General features: G+C 62.8%; 24 protein-coding genes. 9 read left to right on the top strand and 15 right to left on the bottom strand.

What is annotated here, in order from left to right:
* Positions 1 to 6: 6 nt before the first annotated feature.
* Genes bamB through ndk form a run of 6 tightly spaced genes read right to left on the bottom strand, consistent with a single transcriptional unit; the run spans position 7 to position 5,170 of the window.
* On the bottom strand, positions 7 to 1,203 hold the full coding sequence (bamB, locus tag ABE493_RS08980) for an outer membrane protein assembly factor BamB (protein ID WP_346498588.1): 1,197 nt from the start codon (positions 1,201 to 1,203) through the stop codon (positions 7 to 9).
* Positions 1,203 to 1,844 carry a YfgM family protein gene (locus ABE493_RS08975; RefSeq protein WP_346498587.1) on the bottom strand — a complete coding sequence of 214 codons (642 nt, stop codon included), beginning with the start codon at positions 1,842 to 1,844 and terminating at the stop codon, positions 1,203 to 1,205. The genes bamB and ABE493_RS08975 overlap by 1 nt, the downstream gene beginning before the upstream one ends.
* Before the next feature lie 55 nt (positions 1,845 to 1,899).
* Entirely contained in the window at positions 1,900 to 2,739 is an 840-nt protein-coding gene (locus ABE493_RS08970) for a helix-turn-helix domain-containing protein (RefSeq protein ID WP_346498586.1), read from the bottom strand.
* A gap of 6 nt (positions 2,740 to 2,745) precedes the next feature.
* The gene (gene pilW, locus ABE493_RS08965) at positions 2,746 to 3,513 is read right to left on the bottom strand and encodes a type IV pilus biogenesis/stability protein PilW (protein ID WP_430980743.1); all 768 of its coding nucleotides are present in this window, start codon (positions 3,511 to 3,513) and stop codon (positions 2,746 to 2,748) included.
* 10 nt (positions 3,514 to 3,523) lie between these two features.
* The gene (gene rlmN, locus ABE493_RS08960) at positions 3,524 to 4,729 is read right to left on the bottom strand and encodes a 23S rRNA (adenine(2503)-C(2))-methyltransferase RlmN (RefSeq protein WP_346498585.1); all 1,206 of its coding nucleotides are present in this window, start codon (positions 4,727 to 4,729) and stop codon (positions 3,524 to 3,526) included.
* 15 nt (positions 4,730 to 4,744) lie between these two features.
* Positions 4,745 to 5,170, bottom strand: a complete 426-nt coding sequence (ndk, locus tag ABE493_RS08955) for a nucleoside-diphosphate kinase (RefSeq protein ID WP_057628193.1) — start codon at positions 5,168 to 5,170, stop codon at positions 4,745 to 4,747.
* Between the two features lie 210 nt (positions 5,171 to 5,380).
* Between ndk and ABE493_RS08950 the strand changes: the two genes are divergently transcribed.
* From ABE493_RS08950 to ABE493_RS08940, 3 genes are all read left to right on the top strand, one after another.
* Positions 5,381 to 6,034 (top strand): TetR/AcrR family transcriptional regulator, encoded by a 654-nt coding sequence (locus tag ABE493_RS08950; protein ID WP_313317469.1) that lies wholly within the window; start codon positions 5,381 to 5,383, stop codon positions 6,032 to 6,034.
* 34 nt (positions 6,035 to 6,068) lie between these two features.
* Positions 6,069 to 8,441 (top strand): 3-hydroxyacyl-CoA dehydrogenase/enoyl-CoA hydratase family protein, encoded by a 2,373-nt coding sequence (locus tag ABE493_RS08945; RefSeq protein ID WP_346498584.1) that lies wholly within the window; start codon positions 6,069 to 6,071, stop codon positions 8,439 to 8,441.
* 79 nt (positions 8,442 to 8,520) lie between these two features.
* Positions 8,521 to 9,729 carry an acetyl-CoA C-acyltransferase gene (locus tag ABE493_RS08940; RefSeq protein ID WP_346498583.1) on the top strand — a complete coding sequence of 403 codons (1,209 nt, stop codon included), beginning with the start codon at positions 8,521 to 8,523 and terminating at the stop codon, positions 9,727 to 9,729.
* Positions 9,730 to 10,086: 357 nt separating this feature from the next.
* Here ABE493_RS08940 and galU read toward each other — a convergent pair whose 3' ends face one another.
* The 8 genes from galU to cmk form a co-directional block, all read right to left on the bottom strand.
* Positions 10,087 to 10,965, bottom strand: coding sequence for a UTP--glucose-1-phosphate uridylyltransferase GalU (gene galU, locus ABE493_RS08935; RefSeq protein WP_346498582.1), 879 nt, complete (start codon positions 10,963 to 10,965; stop codon positions 10,087 to 10,089).
* Positions 10,965 to 12,881 (bottom strand): polysaccharide biosynthesis protein, encoded by a 1,917-nt coding sequence (locus ABE493_RS08930; protein WP_346498581.1) that lies wholly within the window; start codon positions 12,879 to 12,881, stop codon positions 10,965 to 10,967. Before ABE493_RS08930 ends, galU begins: the two co-directional genes overlap by 1 nt.
* 14 nt (positions 12,882 to 12,895) lie before the next feature.
* Complete coding sequence (locus tag ABE493_RS08925) at positions 12,896 to 13,870, bottom strand: lipopolysaccharide biosynthesis protein (protein WP_346498580.1); 975 nt, start codon at positions 13,868 to 13,870, stop codon at positions 12,896 to 12,898.
* Positions 13,871 to 15,049 carry a lipopolysaccharide assembly protein LapB gene (lapB, locus tag ABE493_RS08920; RefSeq protein ID WP_346498579.1) on the bottom strand — a complete coding sequence of 393 codons (1,179 nt, stop codon included), beginning with the start codon at positions 15,047 to 15,049 and terminating at the stop codon, positions 13,871 to 13,873.
* Between the two features lie 6 nt (positions 15,050 to 15,055).
* The gene (locus ABE493_RS08915) at positions 15,056 to 15,355 is read right to left on the bottom strand and encodes a hypothetical protein (protein ID WP_346498578.1); all 300 of its coding nucleotides are present in this window, start codon (positions 15,353 to 15,355) and stop codon (positions 15,056 to 15,058) included.
* A gap of 97 nt (positions 15,356 to 15,452) precedes the next feature.
* Positions 15,453 to 15,758, bottom strand: a complete 306-nt coding sequence (locus tag ABE493_RS08910; RefSeq protein WP_057628209.1) for an integration host factor subunit beta — start codon at positions 15,756 to 15,758, stop codon at positions 15,453 to 15,455.
* 89 nt (positions 15,759 to 15,847) lie between these two features.
* Positions 15,848 to 17,533 carry a 30S ribosomal protein S1 gene (gene rpsA, locus ABE493_RS08905; RefSeq protein WP_346498577.1) on the bottom strand — a complete coding sequence of 562 codons (1,686 nt, stop codon included), beginning with the start codon at positions 17,531 to 17,533 and terminating at the stop codon, positions 15,848 to 15,850.
* Positions 17,534 to 17,725: 192 nt separating this feature from the next.
* Positions 17,726 to 18,400 carry a (d)CMP kinase gene (gene cmk, locus ABE493_RS08900; protein WP_346498576.1) on the bottom strand — a complete coding sequence of 225 codons (675 nt, stop codon included), beginning with the start codon at positions 18,398 to 18,400 and terminating at the stop codon, positions 17,726 to 17,728.
* A 192-nt stretch (positions 18,401 to 18,592) separates the two neighbouring features.
* Between cmk and ykgO the strand changes: the two genes are divergently transcribed.
* The 6 genes from ykgO to ABE493_RS08870 all read left to right on the top strand — a co-directional run bounded on the left by ykgO (position 18,593) and on the right by ABE493_RS08870 (position 23,409).
* On the top strand, positions 18,593 to 18,718 hold the full coding sequence (ykgO, locus tag ABE493_RS08895; RefSeq protein WP_057628212.1) for a type B 50S ribosomal protein L36: 126 nt from the start codon (positions 18,593 to 18,595) through the stop codon (positions 18,716 to 18,718).
* 198 nt (positions 18,719 to 18,916) lie between these two features.
* Positions 18,917 to 19,246: a hypothetical protein gene (locus ABE493_RS08890; protein ID WP_346498575.1), complete on the top strand. Its 330-nt coding sequence runs from the start codon at positions 18,917 to 18,919 to the stop codon at positions 19,244 to 19,246.
* A 69-nt stretch (positions 19,247 to 19,315) separates the two neighbouring features.
* Positions 19,316 to 20,353: an agmatine deiminase family protein gene (locus ABE493_RS08885; RefSeq protein WP_346498574.1), complete on the top strand. Its 1,038-nt coding sequence runs from the start codon at positions 19,316 to 19,318 to the stop codon at positions 20,351 to 20,353.
* Between the two features lie 401 nt (positions 20,354 to 20,754).
* Entirely contained in the window at positions 20,755 to 21,642 is an 888-nt protein-coding gene (locus ABE493_RS08880; protein ID WP_346498573.1) for a carbon-nitrogen hydrolase, read from the top strand.
* An 11-nt stretch (positions 21,643 to 21,653) separates the two neighbouring features.
* Positions 21,654 to 22,184, top strand: coding sequence for a GNAT family N-acetyltransferase (locus ABE493_RS08875; RefSeq protein WP_346498572.1), 531 nt, complete (start codon positions 21,654 to 21,656; stop codon positions 22,182 to 22,184).
* Positions 22,177 to 23,409, top strand: coding sequence for a TraB/GumN family protein (locus tag ABE493_RS08870; protein WP_430980740.1), 1,233 nt, complete (start codon positions 22,177 to 22,179; stop codon positions 23,407 to 23,409). Before ABE493_RS08875 ends, ABE493_RS08870 begins: the two co-directional genes overlap by 8 nt.
* 154 nt (positions 23,410 to 23,563) lie before the next feature.
* On the opposite strand, the gene ABE493_RS08865 is transcribed toward ABE493_RS08870, so the two are convergent.
* The coding region (locus tag ABE493_RS08865) for a hypothetical protein (RefSeq protein ID WP_430980739.1) at positions 23,564 to 23,821 on the bottom strand (258 nt) is incomplete at its 5' end.

Genomic DNA, 23,821 nt, shown 5'->3' with positions numbered 1-23,821 from the left:
AACTCCTTATTGGGCCAACCGGAATGCGGTCAGCTTTCCATCAACGTTCTGCGCCAGCAGGATGCCGTCAGCGACGACCGGCTGCGCCAGCAGAGCATCACCACCGCTCTTCTCACGCGCAGCCAATTCACCATCGCTCAACCGCAGCCAGTGCAGATATCCCTTGTAATCCCCCACCACGGCATAGTCACCCTGGATGGCGGCACCGGTCAGCGAGCGGCGCGCCAGCGCCTGCTGTGACCACATTGCCGAGCCGGAATTCTTGTCCAGCCCGTATACAGAACCCTTGCCGTCGGTGACCACGACATTGCCCGAGGACACCGCAACACCGCCGCCACCGCCATGGTCACGCGACCACATCGGGCGACCGGTCGGGCCTTCGATGGCCATGGTCTGGTTCTTGAAGCTGGTCACATACAGCGTATTACCTTCCAGCACCGGGGCGCCGTCAATATCAGCCATGCGCTCCAGCTCGGTACGGCCTTCCGGCGTACCCACCATCTGTTCCCACAGCGGGCGACCATCCTGCATCGACAGCGCGGCGACGGTACCGTCGTCGTTGCCGATGAACAGCACGCCCGGGCCGGTCACCACCGGCGCGTTGCCACGCACGGTCAGCGAAGGCAGTTCCTGCGCATTGAACCAGCGCTGTTCGCCGGTGGCGGCATCCAGCGCGGTGGTGCGGCCATCATTGCTGCGCACGAACACCAGGCCCTGGGCCACGGCCGGCGCGGCAATCACTTCGCCGGTGACCTTGGACTTCCACTTTTCGCTGCCATTGGCCGCGTCCAGTGCAATCACCTGCCCATCCAGCGTGCCGATGACCACCAGGCCATCGCCAACGCCCGGACCACCGGAAAGACGCAGCTTGGGCTTCTTCTTTTCCTTGGCCGGGCTGTATTCCCAGACTTCCTTGCCGGTCTGCAGGTCCAGCGCATGCACGCCGCCCTGCACCGCTGCCGCGTAGACGCGGCCATCGGCAACCACCGGGCCCTGACGCAGGCCGATACGACCCTCGCCCTTGCCGACGTTGGCCGACCAGATCTTGTCGACCCGCGCGGTCTGCTCGAACTTGGTCAGCTCGGCCGGCTCCAGCGCCTTCTTGGCCGCAGCGTCCTTCCCGGCAAACCAACCCTTCACCGTTGAACAACCGGTCAACGCCACTGCCATCAAGGCAATGCCTGCAACATGCTTGAACTTCATCAATTCTTCTCCGCTGCAGGATCAGCCACGGTGCCGCCGGCGTCCATCAATTTGGTTTCCAGCAAGCGGCGCTGCGGTGCAGCCACGTCCAGCTTGGCCAGCGCTTGGGTGTACAGATCACGCGCTTCATCACGCTTGCCCTGCGCGATCAAGGCATCACCACGGATTTCAAGACCGGAGCTGTCGTCGGCCGCACCCAGCAGGGTCGCAGCGTCCTGGGGCTTGCCGGTTTCAATCAGCAGCCGCGCGATGCGCTGGTCGATCAGGGTCTTGAACTCCCCCTCGACCTTGAGCGCGCGCAGCGTCTTGATCGCGTCCTCGCTCTTGCCCGCCTCGACCTGGGCCTTGGCCAGCTCCAGCGAAGCCAGGTCGGCATAGATGCCCGCCTTGCCACCGCCCAGCGCCGCTACCTCTTTGGCCGCCTCGTCCAGGTTCTTGGATTGCAGGCTGCGCGACACGGCTTCATAACGGACATTGGCGTCGGCCAGCTTGCCGACCTGCTCTTTCTGCCACCACTGCCAGCCGGCAATAGCGCCAATACCGAGAACTACTCCGCCGATAATCCCGGCGCCATTCTTGCGCAGCCACGTGCGGACACGTTCGCTTTGTTCGTGCTCGTCGAGCAGGTCGTCAATCGCCATGCGTACTCTCGCTCACCCTGGCGGGGAGCCTTGTTGTTTTGTTAGACGCCTGGTTTCAGTGTGAAACCGGCGCCACGGAGCCGTCAGAGGATACCGTAAAGCGGGCCACATTACCGCGCTTGTACGGAGCCAGGTCGACGTTACCCGCCGCCTGCTGAACCTCAACCTCGGCCGCATTACCCAGCACCATGCGACCTACCTGGCCGGCGGCAAAGCTGCGCCTTTCACCGGCCCGCACCAGGGCCTTTTCGACCGTGGCACCGTCCGGGGCCGAAATATCCACCCAGCTGTCGCCCTTGAAATTCAGCGTCAGCGCCGACGGTGCAGCCGCCGCGGGCCGTGCCAGCGGTGCCATCGAGGCGATATAGGGGCCGCTGTCAGCCGCCGGGACCGGCACCGCCGCCGGCGCCTGGACGGGCGCAGCCAGCTGGCCACCAGCATCCGTGGCCGGTACCACGTCCAACGACGCGGTACTTGGCGGGGCACTATTGGAATTGCCGCTGATCACGTACCAGACCGGCACGGCCAGGACGGCGGTGATCACCACGTAGACCGCGCGCCGGCCGATGTTCTCGGCCGCACGCCGCAGCCGCGGGGTATGGGTATGACTGACCAGCTTGGGCGGCTCGACCGGCGCGATCTTCGCCTGCTCCAGCAAACCACCCAGGTCGACCTTCAACAGACGCGCATAACTGCGCAGCTGGCCGCGCACGAATACCGGAGCGCCCAGCCGCGACCACTGCTCAGCTTCAAGCGCCGCCACCACCTGCACCGGCATGCGCAACTGCCCGCCCACCTGATCCAGCGACAAACCGGCGGCCTCTCGCGCCTTGCGAAGCTGCTCACCGCAACCCAGTACACCTTCTAAAGCATTTACACCCGGATCATTGATCACAATGCGTCAGCCTTGGGGATTCGAGGTTGCCGCTGAAGGAAACTCTTCGCGCAACCGCTGTTGGAACCGACCGGCCGCCATCCTGTCGCCGAGTCGCTCTTCAATCTGAATGGCAAGTTGTAACACGGAAACCGTGGCCGGCGCAGCCGCCAAACGCCGCTGGTAGAAGGCTCTGGCCTCAAAATAACGACCGTTCAACACTTCATTGCGGGTCATCGCCTCCAGCGCATAGGCGTTGGTCGGGGCCAAGGCCAGGGCCTGACGAAGATTCTCTTCGGCGCGCTCGCGCTGACCGGCATCCAGTGCGCAGCCGCCGGCATTGGCCAAGGCATCGGCACGCCCAGCGTAGTTCGGGTCGGCCAAGGCGCGATCAAACCAGACCAGCGCCTCTGCGGGGTGGCCGTTACCGCACAGCCAGGCGCCGTAATTATTGAGTACATCGCCCTGCTGCGGCGCCAATTCGGCAGCCTTGCGATAAAGCGCACCGGCCGCCTCGGCCTGGCCACTATGCCCTTCGATCACGGCCTGCATGGTGTAGGCATCAGGCGAAGCGGGCTCCAGCTTCTGCGCCGAGCGCGCGAACTGCAGCGCCTCGTCCAGCTGGCCGCGACCAAAGCGATCGCCGGACAGGCGCAGGAACTCCTGATAGCGCATGCGCTTGTGCGCGGCCTTGTCCTGCTTGACGCTGTAGTCCGGCGCCACGATCTGCGGCCGGCCCAACTTGAGATCGCCGCGCCCGCACGCTGCAGTGAGCGCGACCAGAACCAGCAACAATACCCAGCGATCAGGCGACCGCATCCCCGCCTTCCTGTTCCTGCAGCAGACGGTTGAACTCAGCCTGGCGACGCGTGCGATCCATCACCTGGCCCTTGAGCTGGCCGCAGGCGGCATCGATGTCATCGCCACGGGTGCGGCGCACCATGGTCAGCACCTGCGAATCGAGCAGGATCTTCTGGAAGGCGCGGATCTGCTCTTCGTCCGAACGCTCGTAGCGGGTACCCGGGAACGGGTTGAACGGAATCAGATTGACCTTGCCCGAATCCTTGGCCTGCACCGCGTTGTCGAACTGGCGCATCAAGCGGGCCAGCTGGCGCGCATGCTCGGGCTGATCGTTGATGCCCTTCATCAAGGTGTATTCGAAAGTCACCGAGTCACGTTTCTTGTTGCCGCGCAGATAGCGCGCGCAGGAAGCCATCAACTCGGCGATCGGGTATTTCTTGTTGAGCGGCACCAGCGTTTCGCGCAGCTCGTCGTTCGGCGCATGCAACGACACCGCCAGCGACACATCGCTCTCGACCGAGAGACGATCGATCTGCGGCACCAGGCCCGAGGTGGACAAGGTCACGCGCTTGTTGGCCAGGCCATAACCAAGGTCATCGCGCATGATGCTCATCGCGCGGATGACGTTGTCGAAATTCATCAACGGCTCGCCCATGCCCATCATCACCACGTTGGTGAGGCGGCGCATCTGGTGCGGCACATTGCCCAGGTGACGCGCAGCAATCCACACCTGGCCGATGATCTCGGCAGTGCTGAGGTTGCGGTTGAAACCCTGGGTAGCGGTTGAGCAGAACGTGCAGTTCAACGCACAACCAACCTGCGAGGACACGCATAGCGTGCCGCGGGTTTTGTCGGGGATGTAGACGGTTTCGATGGCATTCTTGCCATCCACGCCCATCGCCAGCAACCACTTGTGGGTGCCATCGGTGGAGGGCTTGTCGAACACGATGTTCGGGACGACGACCTCGGCATGCTGCTGCAGCTTGGCGCGCAGCGACTTGCCGAGGTCGGTCATCTGGTCGAAATCGGTGACGTAGCGATGGTGGATCCACTTCATCACCTGATGGGCACGGAACTTCTTTTCGCCAAGGATATCGACGAAGAAATGCTCCAGGCCCGCGCGATCAAGGTCGAGCAGGTTCTGCTTGCCAGCTTTGGCTGCCGTTTTCGGCAACGGCTGGATGGCGGGTGTCTGTACGACCTCGTTCACGACTTCAACCTCTAATTAACGCGAAACAACTTCGGTAGCAGCAAAGAAGTAAGCCACTTCGTTGGCTGCGTTCTCGACCGAATCCGAACCGTGAGCGGCGTTGGCATCGATCGAATCAGCGAAATCAGCGCGGATGGTGCCCGGCGCTGCGTCCTTCGGATTGGTGGCGCCCAGCAGGTCGCGGTGGGCCAGGACGGCGTTCTCGCCTTCCAGGGCCTGGATCATCACCGGGCCGGAGATCATGAACTCGACCAGCGCGTTGAAGAACGGACGCTCGCGGTGCACGGCGTAGAAGCCTTCGGCTTCACGGCGCGACAGCTGCTTGTACTTGGCAGCAACCACCTTCAGGCCGGCCTTTTCGAAGCGGGCGTAGATTTCGCCGATCACGTTCTTGGCAACGGCGTCGGGCTTGATGATGGAAAGAGTGCGCTCCAGCGCCATGGGAATTCTCCGATATTGGGCCGGTCGGCCCGAGGGTACATTAAAAAAACCCGCGTGCGGACGCGGGCTTAGCCTGAATTGCGGTGGCTAATTCTACCGGTGTCCCCTGCCCTTTGCACAGCGGCAGATGAATGATGCTGCACCGCAGCATGACCTGAACGAGCCGGCGGGCGTAGGATCCAAACAATCGTTTGATTGATTGAGCCAGCCATGGGCAAACCCGCCAGCTTCTCCACCAAGGACCGCATCCTCGGCGCGGCCGAGGAACTGTTCGCCCAGTACGGCTTCGCCGGCACCTCGCTGCGCCAGGTGACCAGTCACGCCGATGTAAACATTGCTGCGGTCAACTACCACTTCGGGTCCAAGGACAACCTGGTCAATGAAGTGTTCCGCCGCCGCATGGACGAGATGACCGCCGCCCGCCTGGGCCAGCTGGAACAGGCCCGCAGCGCCCATCCGGGCGACTTGCGCGCGGTATTGGCCGCCTTCGTCGAGCCGGCCCTGGCCTTGGCCCAGGACCGCCAGAGCGGCGGCGCTTTCGTCCGCGTCATCGCCCGCGCCTACGCCGAGAAGAACGACAACCTGCGCAAGTTCCTGTCCGACCACTACGGCCATGTATTGCGCGAGTTCGGCAAGGCCATCGGCGCATGCGTACCGGGCCTTAGCAAGGAAGAGCTGTACTGGCGCCTGGACTTTTTGGCCGGTTCCCTGACCTACGCCATGGCCGATTTCGGGCTGATCAAGCGCCCAGCCAACATCAGCGAGGCCGAGCACCGCAGCAAGGCCGCGCAGGAACTGATCCATTTCGCCGAAGCCGGTTTCCGCGCCAGCGTGCGCAACCCGGCCTCCCCCGCCGTTTCCTGATCCAACCATCATCGCAGACCAAAGGTTTATCGATATGTCCAATTCCCTGCTTGTCCGCCGCGCCGCCGTCCTTGGCGCAGGCGTCATGGGTGCGCAGATCGCCGCCCACCTGACCAATGCCGGCGTCGACACGGTGTTGTTCGACCTGGCCGCCAAGGAAGGTCCTGCCGACGGCATCGTGCTCAAGGCCATTGCCAACCTGGGCAAGCTGAGCCCGGCACCGCTGGCCAGCAAGGCGCTGGCCGAGGCCATCACCCCGGCCAACTACGACTCCGGCCTGGAGCAGCTGCGCGACTGCGACCTGATCATCGAAGCCATCGCTGAACGCATGGATTGGAAGCAGGACCTGTACAAGAAGATCGCGCCGTTCGTGAACGAACACGCGGTACTGGCCTCCAACACTTCGGGCCTGGGCATCAACAAGCTCGCCGACGTGCTGCCGGAAGAACTGCGCCATCGCTTCACCGGCGTGCATTTCTTCAACCCGCCGCGCTACATGCACCTGGCCGAGCTGATCCCGGCCAAGGCCACCGACAAGGCCGTGCTGGAAGGCCTGGAAACCTTCCTGACCACCAATCTGGGCAAGGGTGTGGTCTACGCCAAGGACACCCCGAACTTCATCGGCAACCGCATCGGCGTGTTCTCGATCCTGTCCACCATTCACCACACCCAGCAGTTCGGCCTGGGCTTTGATGAAGTGGACGGACTGACCGGCCCGCTGGTCGGCCGCCCCAAGTCGGCGACCTACCGCACCTCCGACGTGGTTGGCCTGGACACCATGGCCCACGTCATCAAGACCATGGGCGACACCCTGCCTGACGACCCGTGGCACAAGTATTTCAACGCCCCGGCATGGCTGGGCGCGCTGATCGGCAAGGGTGCACTGGGCCAGAAGACCGGCGCCGGCATCTTCCGCAAGGTCGGCAAGGACATCATGGTCATCGACCTTGAGAAGCAGGACTACCGTCCGGCGGATCGCGTTGCCGCGCCGGAAGTGGTCGAGATCCTGAAGATCAAGAACCCGGCCGAAAAGTTCGCCAAGCTGCGCGAGAGCCAGCACCCGCATGCGCAGTTCCTGTGGGCGACCTTCCGCGACCTGTTCCATTACAGCGCCTACCACCTGGCCGACATCGCAGAAACCGCGCGCGACGTGGACCTTGCCATCCGCTGGGGCTACGGCTGGTCGCTGGGCCCGTTCGAGACCTGGCAGGCCGCCGGCTGGAAGCAGGTTGCGCAGTGGATTGCCGACGACATCGCCGCTGGCAAGAGCATGAGCAATGCACCGCTGCCGGCCTGGGTGCTGGACGGCCGTGACGGCGTGCATGCCGCCGAGGGTAGCTACAGCCCGACGCAGAATGCACTGGTGCCGCGCTCGTCGCTGCCGGTGTACCAGCGCCAGCGCTTCCCGGACGCACTGCTGGGCGAGAAGTTCGCGCAGGGCGAAACCGTGTTCGAAAACGACGGCATCCGTCTGTGGACCGACGGCGACGGCATCGGTGTCATCAGCTTCAAGACCAAGATGAACACCGTGTCCGACCAGGTGTTGGACGGCATCCAGCACGCGATTGCCCTGTCCGAAAAGCAGTTCAAGGGTGTGGTCATCTGGCAGAACAAGGAGCCCTTCTCTGCCGGTGCTGATCTGTCCGGCGCGCTGGGCGCGTTGAAGGCTGGCAAGTTCGCCGAGTTCGAGGCGATGGTGGCCAACTTCCAGCGCACCAGCCAGCGCATCAAGTACGCCACCGTTCCGGTTGTCACCGCGGTCCGCGGTCTGGCGCTGGGCGGCGGTTGCGAGTTCCAGATGCACGCGGCCAAGTCGGTTGCTGCGCTGGAAAGCTATATCGGCCTGGTGGAAGCCGGCGTCGGCCTGCTGCCCGCCGGTGGCGGCCTGAAGGAAATCGCCGTGCGCGCCTCGCAGGCGGCTGGCCCGGACGGCGACGTGTTCGCCGAGCTGAAGAAGACCTTCGAAACCGTGGCCATGGCCAAGGTCTCCAACTCGGCGGTCAACGCCAAGGAACTGGGCCTGATGCGCGGCACCGACAAGGTCGTGTTCAACAGCTTCGAGCTGCTGCACATCGCCAAGGCCGAAGTCACCGCACTTGCCGAAGGCGGCTACCGTCCGCCGATGCCGGCACGCCGCATCCGTGTGGCCGGCGACGTCGGCATCGCCACCTTCAAGATGATGCTGGTCAACATGTTGGAAGGCCGCTTCATCAGCCCTTACGACTACGAGATTGCCGAGCGCATCGCCACCGTGTTGTGCGGCGGCAAGGTCGACCGCAACACCGTGGTCGACGAGGAGTGGCTGCTGACCTTGGAGCGCAAGCACTTCGTTGAACTGGCCCAGCAGGAAAAGACCCAGGCCCGCATCGCGCACATGCTGACCACCGGCAAGCCGCTGCGGAACTGAGTGAGCGTGCTTCGGGGTGGCGCTGCCAGCGCCACCCTCGCCCGCCCTCACGCTCACACCTATTGAAGAGATCACTGCAATGACCAAGCAAATCCAGGACGCCTACATCGTCGCCGCCACCCGCACCCCGGTTGGCAAGGCGCCCAAGGGCATGTTCCGCAACACCCGTCCGGACGACATGCTCGCCCACGTGCTCCGCTCCGTGGTCGCGCAGGCTCCGGGCGTGGACGTCAACCGCATCGACGACGCCATCATCGGCTGCGCCATGCCAGAAGCAGAGCAAGGCATGAACGTGGCGCGCATCGGCGTGCTGCTGGCTGGCCTGCCGAACACCATCGCCGCGCAGACGGTGAACCGCTTCTGCTCGTCCGGCCTGCAGGCCGTGGCGATGGCCGCTGACCAGATCCGTCTGGGCAACAGCGACCTGATGCTGGCCGGCGGTACCGAGTCGATGTCGATGGTGCCGATGATGGGCAACAAGATCGCGATGGCACCGAGCGTGTTCGACAACGACCACGTCGCCATTGCCTACGGCATGGGCATCACCGCCGAGAAGGTCGCCGAAGAATGGAAGGTCTCGCGCGAGGAACAGGACGCCTTTGCCCTGGCTTCGCACCAGAAGGCCATTGCCGCAATCCAGAACGGCGAGTTCAAGGACGAGATCAGTCCCTACGACATCGTCTCGCACCTGCCTGACCTGGCCGACGGCAAGCGCATCATCACCCGCAACAAGCTGGCCGATACCGATGAAGGCCCGCGTCTGGACTCTTCGGCTGAAGGCCTGGCCAAGCTGCGCCCGGTGTTTCGCAACGGTCAGTTCGGCGGCTCGGTTACCGCCGGCAACTCCTCGCAGATGAGCGATGGTGCCGGTGCGGTGCTGCTGGCATCGGAGCAGGCGATCAAGGATTACGGCCTGACCCCGCTGGCCCGCTTCGTCAGCTTCTCGGTCGCCGGTGTGCGCCCGGAAGTGATGGGCATCGGCCCGATCGCAGCTATTCCCAAGGCCTTGAAGCAGGCCGGCCTGACTCAGGACCAGCTGGATTGGATCGAACTCAACGAAGCCTTTGCCGCGCAGTCGCTGGCGGTCATCCGTGACTGCGGCCTGGACCCGTCCAAGGTCAACCCGCTGGGCGGCGCCATTGCCCTGGGCCATCCGCTGGGTGCCACCGGCGCGATCCGTACCGCCACCCTGCTGCACGGCCTGCGCCGTCGCCAGCAGAAGTACGGCATGGTCACCATGTGCATCGGTACCGGCATGGGCGCTGCGGGTATCTTCGAATCGCTGTAAGCGGTTTGCTGCAACGTTGATTCAAGAAGGCGGCCGCAAGGCCGCCTTCTTTGTTACTCAATCCCAACAGGAGCATGTATTGCCGAGCCATGCTCGGCAAAGGCCTTCCCGCGTAGTGCCGAGCCATGCTCGGCAAAGGCCTTCCCGCGTAGTGCCGAGCCATGCTCGGCAGAGGCCTTCCCGCGTAGTGCCGAGCCATGCTCGACAGAGGCCTTCCCGATAAAACCCCAGCGCAGCATCGCTGCGCTCTACCAAAGACGGCGGCACCACGCAAAAAAGCAGAAAGGCAGCCTTTCGGCTGCCCTTCAACTCCACCAAGCAGGCATCAATGCCAGCTTCCAGATTGCTTCGCGGCACTTACTCCGCCAGCATCTTCTGCATCATCTCGCGCGCAGGGCCTGCCAGCTTCTCGTTTTCCAACGCAAAGCGCACCGTGGCCTCAACCAAGCCCAGATGGGTACCGCAGTCAAAACGCGTACCTTCAAAACGATACGCATCCACCTGCTCGGTCTTGAGCAGCTGCGCGATCGCATCGGTCAACTGGATCTCGCCGCCTGCACCGGTGCCAGTGGCCTCCAGCAGGCCGAAGATCTTCGGGCTGAGCACGTAACGCCCCACCACGGCCAGATCACTGGGGGCATCTTCCGGCTTGGGCTTCTCGACGATCTGGGTGATATGCCCCTTGCGACCATCAAACTTGTCGGTAGCTACGATGCCGTAGCTGCCAGTCTTGTCGTGCGGCACGTCTTCCACCGCAATGACGCTGGCGCCGCTGATCTCGTTGAGGTCAGCCATCTGCTTCAACGCACCTTCGCCACGGTTCCAGATCAGGTCATCGGGCAGCAGAACCGCAAACGGCTCGTCACCGACAATCGCCTTTGCGCAGAGCACTGCGTGACCCAGGCCCAACGCTTCGGTCTGGGTTACAAATACAGCCCGCACGCCCTTGGGCAGCACGTGACGGATCAGCTCCAGCTGCTCGTGCTTGCCGGCACGCTCGAGCTTCTGTTCCAGCTCGTAGGCCTTGTCGAAATAGTCCGCCACCGCATGCTTGTAGCGGTTGGTGATGAAGATCAGGGTGTCACAACCCGCCTCGATGGCTTCATCGACCGCGTACTGGATCAGCGGCCGATCGATGATCGGCAGCATCTCCTTCGGCACGGTCTTGGTTGCAGGAAGGAAACGCGTCCCAAGCCCGGCAACAGGAAACACTGCTTTTTTAATACGACCTTGCATCAGTGGTTTCTTCCGACTTCTTTGGAGGTGGGGAATGGCACTACATTGGCAGTACCCGTCTGCGCGCCAACATCATCGGCCGGCATGAACTCGGGAATGGTGGTGCCCAGAATATGCCTCATCGCCTCGATATCGTAGGCAGCAACCGCCTTCCGTAGCGCGGTCACATTGTTCAATACCAGTTCGGGCGAAAACTCGCGCACACCTGCAGCCATCACCTTGGGGTGGGCTGTGGGCTGGCAGTTCTCATCTTCATAGAACAGGCTTTCGTGCAGCTTTTCACCGGGCCGCAAGCCGGTATAGATGATCGGAATATCGACCCCCGGCTGCTTGCCTGCCAAGCGGATCATCTGCTCGGCAAGATGGCGGATGAACACCGGCTCGCCCATATCCAGCATGTAGATGGCCCCGCGCGATGACGACGCGGCTGCCTGCAGAATCAGCAGGCAAGCCTCGGGAATGGTCATGAAGTAGCGGCTTACATCCGGATGGGTGACGGTGATCGGGCCACCCTTGCGGATCTGCTCGCGGAACATGGGCACCACACTGCCCACCGAACCGAGCACGTTGCCGAAGCGCACTGTGACGAAGCGCGTATGCGGTGCGCGCTTGTTCAAGCTTTGGCAGATCATCTCGGCGTAGCGCTTGGTCGCGCCCAGCGCGTTGGCCGGATCCACGGCCTTGTCGGTTGAGATGAAAACAAAATTCTCGACTTTGGCTTCAATGCAAGCCGAGGCGACGCACTCTGTTGACAAGGTGTTGTTGCGCACCGCTTCACGCAGCTGCGCCTCAAGCAGCGGCACCTGCTTGTAAGCCGCCGCGTGGAACACCGTATCGGGGTTGTAGCTGCGCAACGCATGACGGATGACGGCCGGATCACCGCAGTCACCCAGCACGCCATGCACTTCCAGGTCCGGGAAACTCCTGCGCAGCTCGGCTTGGATGTTGATCATCAGCAGTTCGCTGATTTCCAGCACCACGATGCGCGATATGCCATGCCGTGCACACTGCCTGCACAGTTCCGAACCAATGGAGCCGCCACCACCGGTAACCAGCACCGTGCGCCCACGCAACCAGCTGCGCAGCAGTTCCCAATCCGGCAGGATCGGCTTGCGCCCGAGCAGGTCTTCGATGGCCACTTCCTTGAGTTGGCCGGGCAGCGAACTGCCCTCAAGCACATCCGTAAGTCGAGGTACGGTACGGAACGGCAGACCCGTGCTTTCGCACAAGCCCACAACTCGCTGCATGCCAGCGGCGTCCAGCGTCGGAATGGCAATCACCAGCAACTTGGCACTGGTTTCCTTGGCCACCAGCGCGACCTCGTCCAAGGTTCCCAGAATCGCGGCACCGTGTACCCAGGCGCCCTGCAGGTGCGGCGAATCGTCCAGCAACCCCACCGGCTCATAGTCACCGGACCGACGCAGGTCCTTTATCAGGGACTCGGCGGCCTGGCCTGCGCCAAGCACCAGCACGCGCCGCGCACTGGCATCCGAATGCATGGCCTGATAATCCTTCCAGGCGCGGTACAGCAGGCGCGGCCCACCCAGCAGCGCGGACAGCGCAAATGGATAAACCACCAACACCGAGATGGGGATGCCTTCCAGGCGGCGATAGGAGAACACAACCACAATCGCCAGCAAGCCTATGAATGAGGCTTTGAAGATGTTTATCAGATCAGCGACGGAGGCAAAACGCCAAAGACCGCGATACAGGCCAACCTTCCAGAACGCCACCGCCTGGATGCCGACGACGATCAGTACGTCCAGCGTGAACCATGGATGCACAGGGCCGGCGTCGAGCAGCGCGAAGCGGGCCATCAGCAACAACTGCCAACACAGCCACACCATCATCAGGTCATGCAGCATCACCGCGTAACGCGGGCCACCGCCTGCAAAGCGCTCGTGCCAAGAAGCCATAGAAAACCTTGTCCTTATTTAAGTGCCGTGGCACGCAGGAACGCCCACACCGCTGCCGTAACAGCCAGCCAGGTAACGCCCCCTGCCCACCCCCAACCTAGGGGAAGCCTTGAAAATTGCGCTGCAAGTGTAAGCCCCACAAGGGTGAAGAGGGCATAACCCAACGTAACAGCCGTGTGACTGTATTCACGCTTCACGAAACCTTGATACAGGTGCTGGGTATGCGGTTGCATCCAGCGCTCCCCTTTGAGCATGCGTGATAAAAGTGTGAAGCCTGCATCAGCCAAAAATACCGCCGGCAGTACCAACCACAACACCGGCGCTGTCTCGGTAACACCCAGGCCCAACGCCAGCAGGCCGGCCACCAGATAACCCAGCGCGCCGCTGCCAACGTCGCCCATGAAAATGCGGGCACGGGGGAAGTTGAAAGGCAGAAAACCCGCACACCCCGCCGCCAATGCCCAGCCGGCCAAGGAATAGCTGCCAGGCAACAGCAAGCCAGCGCCCACCCCGACCAGAATCGCCTGGGTGGTCGCCAGACCGTTGATCCCATCCATGAAATTCCAGATGTTCACCAACGACACCGCCAAGCCAAAGCAGAACACGGCCTTGAGCAGACTCCCAGTGCCGAACCAGACAATTCCGCCTAGCAGCAGGCCAGCCAGCAGGTGCACACACAGGCGCGGCAGCGCCGGCAGAGAGCGGTGGTCATCCCACCATCCGATACCTGCAACCAGCAGCAGTCCCAGCGCGAATACCAGCAGCGCTGCCGAATAGTCCGGCAATAGCACCGCCCCAAGCACACAGGCCAGCAACTGCGAGACAACGATGCCGATACCGCCGCCGCGTGGCGTGGATACGTTGTGGCTGCGCCGCTCCCCGGGCTGGTCGATCAGGCGCCGCCAATGCGCGTAGCGGATTGCCAACCAGGTTACCGTGGCTGCGGTGATCAACACCCACAGCAACAGCCAGTAATGCAGTACCGGCACTCAGAGCACCGCGTAGTTCAATAGCGGCTTTACCGTGCCCCATTCCTTGCAGCTCGGGCACTGCCAATGATGGGTACGTGCGCCAAACCCACAACGCGTGCAGCGATACGCCGGGTTGCGTACCAGCAGCTGGTCGGTGATGTGCTTCAGGTCCTGCAAGGTCGCAACCGGATCGGCGCCTTCGGCCAGGGTCAGGTCGATCAGGGCGGACTCGCCGCGCACCGATGGCCGGTCCTTGAGCTGGCGCCCAAGATAGGCACGCGCCGGGGCCGTCCCTTCCTGCTCTTCCATCAAATGGGTCAGCGCCAGCACCGGCGCGATCCCACGATAGTGCTCGGTCATCTCCGCCAGAAACGCACGCGCGCCTGCCAGATCACCCACATTGCGGTAGTTCTTCATCAGCTGCGGCAGGATTTCCGGCAGATAGTCCGGGTCGTTGCGCGCGGCCCGCTCGAAGGCCCTTACAGCGGCCTCGTCATTGCCGAAATCACTTTCCAGGCGCCCTTCGATGATGCCCGCGCGCACGCTCATCGCATCGGCCACATTGGCCCGGTTGATGGCCGCACGGGCATCATCCAGACGCCCTGCCGCGCGATAGCGCTCCGCCAGCTCGCATTCGAACTGACCAATCAACTTGCCCATCGGCTCATCGGTCACCGCTTCATAGCGGGTGGCGTTCTCGATCGCCTTTTCCCAGTCACGTTCGGCCTGGTAGATGCTGATCAGGTGCTTCAGGGCCTGCGGCGCACGCTGGTCCAGCTGGGCCAGCTCGGTGAACACGGTTTCGGCACGGTCCAGCAGGCCGGACTTCATATAGTCCTCGCCCAGCGCCAGCAGCGCCTGCACGCGCTGCGCATCGCTCAGATCATTACGGTTGACCAGCCCCTGGTGCAGGCGGATCGCACGATCCACTTCGCCACGACGGCGGAACAGATGACCCAAGGCGACCTGCGTCTCGAAGGTCTCCTTGTCCAGTTCGGCGATATGCAGGAACAACTCGATGGCCTTGTCCGGCTGCTCGTTGAGCAGATAGTTCAAGCCACGGAAATAGGTGCTGGAAAGACGGCTGACCTGGTTTTCGCTATGGCGTTGGCCGCCACGGCGCCCAATTACCCAGCCGCCCAGCGCGGCGATCGGCAGGAACAGGAAAAACCAGAACCATTCACTGATGAAGGCCATCGTTACTCAGCGTCCGTCAAAGGGAGAAGGTGCCTGCGCGGCAGGCGTGGCGGGTTCGGGCGCTGCGGTGGCAGCGGCCTTGTTGGCGCGCCGCAGTTTGGCGTACATCGGCACGACCAGGCCGGCCATCACCATGCCGCCGCCCACCAATGCACCCAGCAGCAGCGAGGCGATGATCGCGATACCCGACGTGGTTTTGAGCACCCAGAACGCAAGGCTGATTTCGATGGCCTGGGAGTTGAGCGAGCCGATCACCAGGCCACCTATCAACACCGCCAGCAGGATCACTAATCGAACGATCTTCATGCGCCGGCTTACTCCTGTAACAAGAGCCCGTAGCTTACCGTTCAGCGCATGAATTCGCAGCATTCAATCTGCCGCGAGATACTTCACGCAAGCTCGCTCAGGCAGGGTCGCTTTCCAGCGGCACCACCGAACTGACGCGCTCGCGTAGCTCCTTGCCCGGCTTGAAATGCGGCACATGCTTGCCCGGCAACGCGACCGACTCACCCGTCTTCGGGTTGCGGCCCAGGCGCGGCGGGCGGTAATGCAGGGAGAAACTACCGAAACCGCGGATCTCTATGCGATCCCCGGAGGACAACGCCCCACCCATCATTTCCAGCAATGACTTGACCGCCAGATCGACATCATCGGCCTTCAGGTGCGCCTGGTGGCGCGCGAGGATTTCGATCAATTCGGATTTGGTCATTGCGTACTCGTCAATGGCAGGGTCTTACCCTGAAGCGGCCCGGACTGATGTCCGGGCCGCTCAGGTCACAACTACTTACAGCAGGCCGATTACTCGGACTTGTTGCCGTTCAGCTGTGCACGCAGCAGCGCGCCCAGCTGGGTGGTGCCGCTGGATGCCGAAGAGGACTGGTATTCCTCCAGCACTTCGCGCATTTCGGCATCGTCCTTGGCCTTGATCGACAGTTGCAGGGTGCGGCCCTTACGGTCCATGCCCACGAACTTGGCTTCAACCTTGTCGCCGACCTTCAGGAACTGGGTCGCGTCATCAACGCGCTCGTTGGCGACGTCACGTGCCGAGACATAACCTTCGATGCCGTCAGCCAGCTCGATGGTTGCGCCCTTGGCATCAACTTCCTTGACAACGCCTTCGACCTTCGAACCCTTCGGGTTGGCAGCCATGTACTGACCGAACGGATCCTGCTCAAGCTGCTTGACGCCCAGCGAGATGCGCTCGCGCTCCGGATCGACGGCCAGGACCACTGCGTCCAGGGTGTCGCCCTTCTTGAAGTTGCGAACGACGTCTTCGCCGGTGGTGTTCCAGCTGATGTCCGACAGGTGAACCAGGCCGTCGATGCCGCCGTCCAGACCGATGAAGATACCGAAATCGGTGATCGACTTGATCTGGCCGGAAACCTTGTCGCCCTTCTTGAAGATGGCGGCGAAGGTTTCCCACGGGTTGGCAGCAACCTGCTTCATGCCCAGCGAGATACGACGACGCTCTTCATCAACGTCCAGCACCATCACTTCGACTTCATCACCAACCTGGACAACCTTGGACGGGTTGACGTTCTTGTTGGTCCAATCCATCTCGGAGACGTGCACCAGGCCTTCAACGCCCGGCTCGATCTCAACGAACGCGCCGTAATCGGTCACGTTGGAGACCTTGCCGAACACGCGGCTGTTGGCCGGGTAACGACGTGCGATGTTGTCCCACGGATCTTCGCCCAGCTGCTTCAGGCCCAGCGAAACGCGGTTGCGCTCGCGGTCGAACTTCAGCACGCGCACGTCCAGCTCGTCGCCGACGTTCACGACTTCGGACGGATGGCGCACGCGCTTCCATGCCATGTCGGTGATGTGCAGCAGGCCGTCGATACCGCCCAGGTCCACGAATGCGCCGTAATCGGTCAGGTTCTTGACGACACCCTTCAGGATGGCGCCTTCCTGCAGCTTGTCCATCAGCTGCTCGCGCTCTTCCGAATGCTCGCTCTCGACAACTGCACGACGCGACACGACCACGTTGTTACGCTTGCGGTCCAGCTTGATGAGCTTGAATTCCAGCTCCTTGCCTTCCAGGTAGGCCGGGTCGCGCACGGGGCGCACATCGACCAGCGAACCGGGCAGGAATGCGCGGACATCCTTGATGTCCACGGTGAAACCACCCTTGACCTTGCCGCTGATGCGGCCGGTGATGGTTTCGTTCTTTTCCAACGCTTCTTCCAGCTCGTCCCACACCATGGCGCGCTTTGCTTTCTCGCGCGACAGGACGGTTTCGCCGAAGCCGTTCTCGATCGAGTCGAGGGCAACCTTCACCTGGTCGCCCACGCCCACGTCGATCTCACCAGCGTCGTTACGGAACTGTTCGATCGGCACGATGCCTTCGGACTTCAGGCCGGCGTTGATGATCACCACGTCGCCGCGGACCTCAACGACGGTACCGATAACGATGGCACCGGGCTTCAGCTTGGCCAGATTGGCCTGACTGGCTTCAAACAGTTCTGCAAATGATTCGGTCATTAGATTTCTCAGTTGAACATATGGACAGCGGATCTGTTGCGAAAACCCGTACTGTCCAGCCTGTTGAACGACTCCATGAAGGCAGCCGCATGTGAATGAAAAAGCCCACCACGCACCATTGCGCAGCGGGTTGTTGCAACACCTTTGGTGCGACTGCAATCGGTCAACTGATCGCACTCAACGCAGCCAGGGTCAGGCTTCCTTGGAAACCAGACCCAGCACCTTGGCAACGACGTCGTCGATGCCAATTCCGCTGGTGTCGATGAGAACGGCGTCTTCGGCCGGCCTCAGGGGCGCCACTGCGCGCTGTGCATCACGGGCGTCGCGGGCCATGATCTCACGCAGGAGGTCTTCAAAGTTAACCGAAACCCCTTTCTCTTTCAACTGTTTATGCCGCCTTTGGGCGCGTTCCTCGGCGCTGGCAGTCAGGAAAACCTTGAATGGGGCGTCGGGAAAGATGACGGTTCCCATGTCCCGGCCATCAGCCACCAACCCGGGCAAAATCCTGAATGCGCGCTGACGCTCCTTCAGCGCTGCGCGCACCTCCGGAATGGCGGCAATGGCCGAGGCCAGCGCCCCGGTGGTTTCCAGCCGCAGCTCGTCGGTTGCATCGGTACCATTGACCAGCACCCGCAGGTTTTCGCCCTGCTCCACGAACTGCACCTTGGTATCAAAGGTACAGCGCACCAGCGCCGACGCATCGGAAGTGTCGATATCCGCCCAGCTGGCGGCCACGCCCACCGCGCGGTAAAGCGCACCGGAGTCCAGATAGTGCCAGCCCAGCTGGCGGGCAACGATGCGACTGACAGTACCCTTGCCGGCCCCGGACGGGCCATCAATGGTAAGAACGGGGGGCAATTGGCTCATCTGGAGGCCTGTCTGGAGCGAGAATCAGGCTATTCTAGCGCCCCGCACCGCCATCCCGGCAGGTGTTTGCACGCAAGCACTTGAACCGGCGTGGAATTACCCGGTAGAATGGCGGGCTTGAACGGGCGTTATCCTGCATATCCGCGGCCACGCTCCTAAGATCTCCTTACTAGTTATCCGCCGAGGTATGTCATGAAAGTTCTGTCCTCCCTGAAGTCGGCGAAGACCCGTCACCGTGATTGCAAGGTTGTGCGCCGTCGCGGCAAGATCTTCGTGATCTGCAAGTCGAACCCGCGCTTCAAGGCTCGCCAGCGCTGAGCAAACTGGCGCAAGCCAGCGCCTGACCCGCAGGGGTTGGGCAACGTCAAAAAGCCGCCCTCGGGCGGCTTTTTGCGTACCGGGCCGAACACAGCGCTGACGCAATGCTGAGCGTGCTCACTAAAAACGACATGAACCCGTACTTTCGGCTTCGTTTTTTGCTGTAATCGCAGCCTGTCCTCTGGGGAGATGTGACCAATGAAGCAAACCTTGACGATTCTCGGCCTGATCGCCGCACTGGCTGCCACACCGGCAGCACTGGCCGACACCTTGTTGATCGAGCGCGCGCAGGAAAAACCTGCCGAAGCGATCCCCGCCCGCGGCCAGAGCATGGCCCAGGTGGAAGCCCGTTTCGGTGCGCCCAGCGAGCGCATGGATCCGCGCGGCGGCCAGAAGCGCCAGTGGCCGACCATCAACCGCTGGGTCTACCCTGCATTCACCGTGTACTTCGAACGGCAGCGCGTGATCGACGTGGTGGCCCGCCAGGCCAGCCCTGACGAAGTCGGCCCGAAGCCACCCATCCGCTGAACCCTTTCCCGGCGGCAGGCCCGGCCTGTCGCCCCCAACGCCCGACCGGGCCGACTGCATCCGAGAAGAATGAACGAAACGCTCCGCTTTCCAGCCGAATGGGAAACCCAGTCCGGCGTATTGATCGCCTGGCCGAACGCCGACACCGACTGGGCCGAGCGCTTGGCCGAGGTCGAGGAAACCTACATCGCGCTGGTCAGCGCCATCACCCGTTTCCAGCCAGTGCTGATCTGCGTGGCCGATGACGACATCGAGACCTACGCGGAAATGCGCCTGCGCTCCAACCGCGTGGAGATGGATCGCGTGCGTTTCGTCACCGCAGCCTACGACGACACCTGGCTGCGCGATTCCGGCCCGATCACCCTCAAGCGCGCCGACGGCAGCTTCCAGCTGCTGGATTTCCGCTTCACCGGCTGGGGTGGCAAATTCGAAGCCAGCCTCGACGACCAACTGGTCGGCGTACTGGACCAGGCCCAGGTGTTCAACAACGCACAGGTGCGCAGCATTCCGTTCGCACTGGAAGGTGGCGCCATCGATACCGACGGCGCCGGCACCTTGCTGACCACCTGGAAGTGCCTGCACGAACGCCACCCGGACCGTGACCGCGCCTCGCTGAGCGCCGACATGGCGGCATGGATGCAGCAGGAACGCGTGCTGTGGCTGGACCACGGTTACCTGGAAGGCGACGACACCGACGCCCACATCGATACCCTCGCCCGTTTCGCCTCGGTCGACAGCATCGTCTACCAGAACTGCGATGACCCGCAGGACTCGCACTACGCCGAGCTGCAGGCCATGGGCGCCGAACTGGCTGCACTGCGCACCCGCGACGGCAAACCGTACCGCCTGTTCCCCCTGCCGTGGGCAGAACCGGTGCTGGACGAAGGCCGCCGCCTGGCCGCGTCCTACGCAAACTTCCTGATCGTCAACGGCGCGGTGCTGATGCCCGCCTACGGTGACGTTGCAGACGACGCAGCGCGCGATGTTCTGGCCCAGGCCTTCCCGGATCGTGAAATCGTGCAGGTGCCCTGCCGCTCGCTGATCTGGCAGAACGGCAGCCTGCACTGCATCACCATGCAACTGCCGGCCGGCCTGCTGAAGAACTAAGCGGCACCTGTAGTGCCGAGCCATGCTCGGCAGAGGCTTCACCAGCGAAAAGCCGCCCTCACCCCAACCCCTCTCCCGCAAACGGGAGAGGGGCTCAAAGCGTAGTGCCGAGCCATGCTCGGCAGTGGCTTCACCGGCGAAAATAGCCGCCGCAGTCCAATCCCTCTTCCGCCAGTAGAAGAGGGGTTCAAGCCATAGCACCGAATCACGTCCGGCTGCATTTCGATCCAGCAGCATGCAAACCGGATCCGTCGCATACATGTTCAGCCGAGCATGGCTCGGCTCTACCCAAAGGCGGCACGAAGCGCCTACGCGCCCTGCATCGCCATCTGTTCAGCCCTGGCCACATTGAAGAGGCGCATCCGCGCTAACATGCGCGTTTTCCCCCGCAGGATCGCAGCATGAACTCGCGCAGCCCCCTTACCGTCGCTCTGGTCCAGGAGCGTAACCACGGTGATGCCGCCGCCAATCTGGCGGTGATCGACGCACGTGTGGCCGAGGCTGCTGCGCAGGGCGCCAAACTGGTGCTGCTGCAGGAACTGCATAACGGCCCTTACTTCTGCCAGCACGAGTCGGTGGACGAATTCGATCTGGCCGAACCGATTCCGGGCCCGAGCACCGAACACCTCGGCGCACTGGCCAGGAAGCATGGCGTGGTGATCGTCGGCTCGCTGTTCGAACGCCGTGCCGCCGGCCTGTACCACAACACCGCCGTGGTATTCGAGAAGGATGGCACCCTGCTGGGCAAGTACCGCAAGATGCACATCCCCGACGACCCGGGCTTCTACGAGAAGTTCTACTTCACCCCGGGCGACATCGGCTTCAAGCCGATCGACACCTCGGTGGGTCGCCTCGGCGTGCTTGTCTGCTGGGACCAGTGGTATCCGGAAGCCGCGCGCCTGATGGCGCTGGCCGGTGCCGAACTGCTGCTCTACCCCACCGCCATCGGCTGGGATCCGGACGACATGCAGGACGAGAAGAATCGCCAGCGCGATGCTTGGGTGCTCAGCCATCGCGGCCACGCCGTGGCCAACGGCGTGCCGGTACTGAGCTGCAACCGCGTCGGCCACGAAGCCTCCCCGCTGGGCGCATCGGGCATCAACTTCTGGGGCAACAGCCATGTGCTGGGGCCGCAGGGTGAGTTCATTGCCGAAGCCGGTACCGATGCAACCCTGCTGGTCTGCGAAGTCGACCTGCAGCGCAGCGAGCACGTGCGCCGCATCTGGCCGTTCCTGCGTGATCGCCGCATCGATGCCTACGGCGATCTGCTCAAGCGTTACATCGACTGATTGGACCTGCGATGAGCCTGCAACTGCGTCAAGCAACACCGGCCGACATCCCGGCCATCACCGCGATCTACGCGGTGGAAGTCCGCGAACTGGTCAACACCTACGAATACGAGGTGCCCAGCGAAGCGGAAATGGCGCAGCGCATGCAGGACATCACCACGCGCGGCTTCCCCTACCTCGTCGCCACTGTTGACGGCGAGGTGGCCGGCTATGCCTACGCCAACAGCTACCGTGCGCGTATTGCCTACCAGTGGACCGTGGAGAACTCGGTCTACGTGGATGGCCGCTTCCAGGGCCAAGGCGTTGGCCGCGCCTTGATGCAGGCGCTGATCGACGAATGCACCGCTCGCGGCTTCCGGCAGATGATCGCGGTGATCGGCGAGCCGACCAATACCGCATCGATCAAGCTGCACGAACGCTTCGGCTTCGAGCTGATCGGCATCTTCCGCGGCCTTGGCCGCAAGCACGGGCGCTGGTTGGATACGGTGCAGATGCAACGCGCACTCGGCGACGGTGCCGACAGCGCCCCTTCCAATGAATGAAGCAATGACTGACTCCTCTGTTGAATCCACCGGCGAACTGCTGGCTGGCCAGCCTGTGCGCGTGGTTGAACGCGACGGCGTGCGCTACACCCTGCTGGGCACCGCCCACGTCTCTGCTGCCAGCGTGTTGGCCGTTGAGCAGGCGATTGCCTCCGGCCAGTACGACGCCGTTGCGGTGGAACTGGACCCGCAGCGCCTGCAGGCGCTGACCAATCCCAACGCCCTGGCGCAGCTGGATCTGGTTGAAGTAATCCGCAAAGGGCGCGTGGCGCTGTTTGCCGCCAACCTGGCACTAGCCGCATATCAGCGGCGCCTGGCCGAGCAGCTCGGCATCGAGCCCGGTGCCGAGCTCAAGCGCGCGGTGGAACTGGCCAAGGCCAACAACCTGCCGGTGCACCTGATCGACCGCGACGTTGGCCTGACTTTCCGCCGCGCCTCGCAGAGCCTGGGCTTCTTCGGCAAGATCAAGCTGGTTATGGGCCTGGGTGCGGGGCTGTTTTCTTCCGAGGATGTCGGCGAAGACGAGATCGAAAAACTCAAGCAAGGCGACATGCTGGAGTCGAGCTTTGGCGAGTTCGCCAATGAAAGCCCGGCGCTGTACCAGGCCATCATCGGCGAGCGCGACCGCTACATGGCCACGCGCCTGCGCGAAGAACACAACAGTGAACAGCGCAATGTGTTGGCGGTGGTTGGCGCAGGCCATCTGGCCGGGTTGGCCCGTTACCTGGAAACCGATACCGACGCGCCCGGCTCGCTGCGCGAGCAGTTGGAGTCGGTGCCGAAGAAGCGCAACGTCCCGTGGATCACGCTGGGCATTCTGGCCATCGTGCTGGGCGGCATTGGCTTTGGTTTCTGGAAGGGCGGCATGGGCATGGGCGCCGACATGCTGATGACCTGGGCAATGTATACCGGCGGTTTGGCGGGTTTGGGGGCCTTGTTGGCTGCCAGCCATCCGTTGAGCATCTTGACCGCGATTGTTGTCGCACCGTTCAAGCCTTTCCGCTTGAGCATTCCTACTGGCGCGTTTGCGGCGTTGGTGGAAACCCGCCTGCGCAAGCCGACCTACCAGGATTTCCTGCAGCTGCGTGATGATGCGCAGAGCGCCAAGGGCTGGTATCGCAACCGGGTCACGCGCATCGTGCTGACCTTCATGCTGACCAACCTGGGCAGCATGCTGGGGCTGTGGCTCACGGGTTTCAGTGTTTATGGAAAGTTGGCTGGGTGATGGAGTTGAGGCTTTTGAAGCTGTAAAGGCCTCGAAAGCTTTGGAAGCTGTAAAAGCTCTAGAGGCTTAAGAGCTCCCCTCACCCCTACCCCTCTCCCGCACGCGGGAGAGGGGATTAGCTCTCACTCTGCTGCGTCTGCTGCGGCACCTCGGCTTACGGCCGCAAAAAGACTTCAGGCTTTTGCTTGGCCTTGGCCTTGGCCTTGGGCTTGGCCTTGGGCTTGGGCTTGGGCTTGGGCTTGGGCTTCGCAGCTTTAGCTTTCACTCTTCTGCGTCTGCCGCTGCACCTCGGCTCACGGCCGCAAAAAACTTCAGGCTTTTGCTTGGGCTTTGCTTGGGCTTTGCTTGGGCTTTGCTTGGGCTTTGCTTGGGCTTTGCTTGGGCTTTGCTTGGGCTTTGCTTGGGCTTTGCT

The sequence above is a fragment of the Stenotrophomonas terrae genome (assembly GCF_039674165.1).
GTDB lineage: Bacteria > Pseudomonadota > Gammaproteobacteria > Xanthomonadales > Xanthomonadaceae > Stenotrophomonas > Stenotrophomonas terrae_A.
Note: the sequence above shows the minus strand (reverse complement) of the source record. Positions and strands in the feature narration are given on the sequence as shown.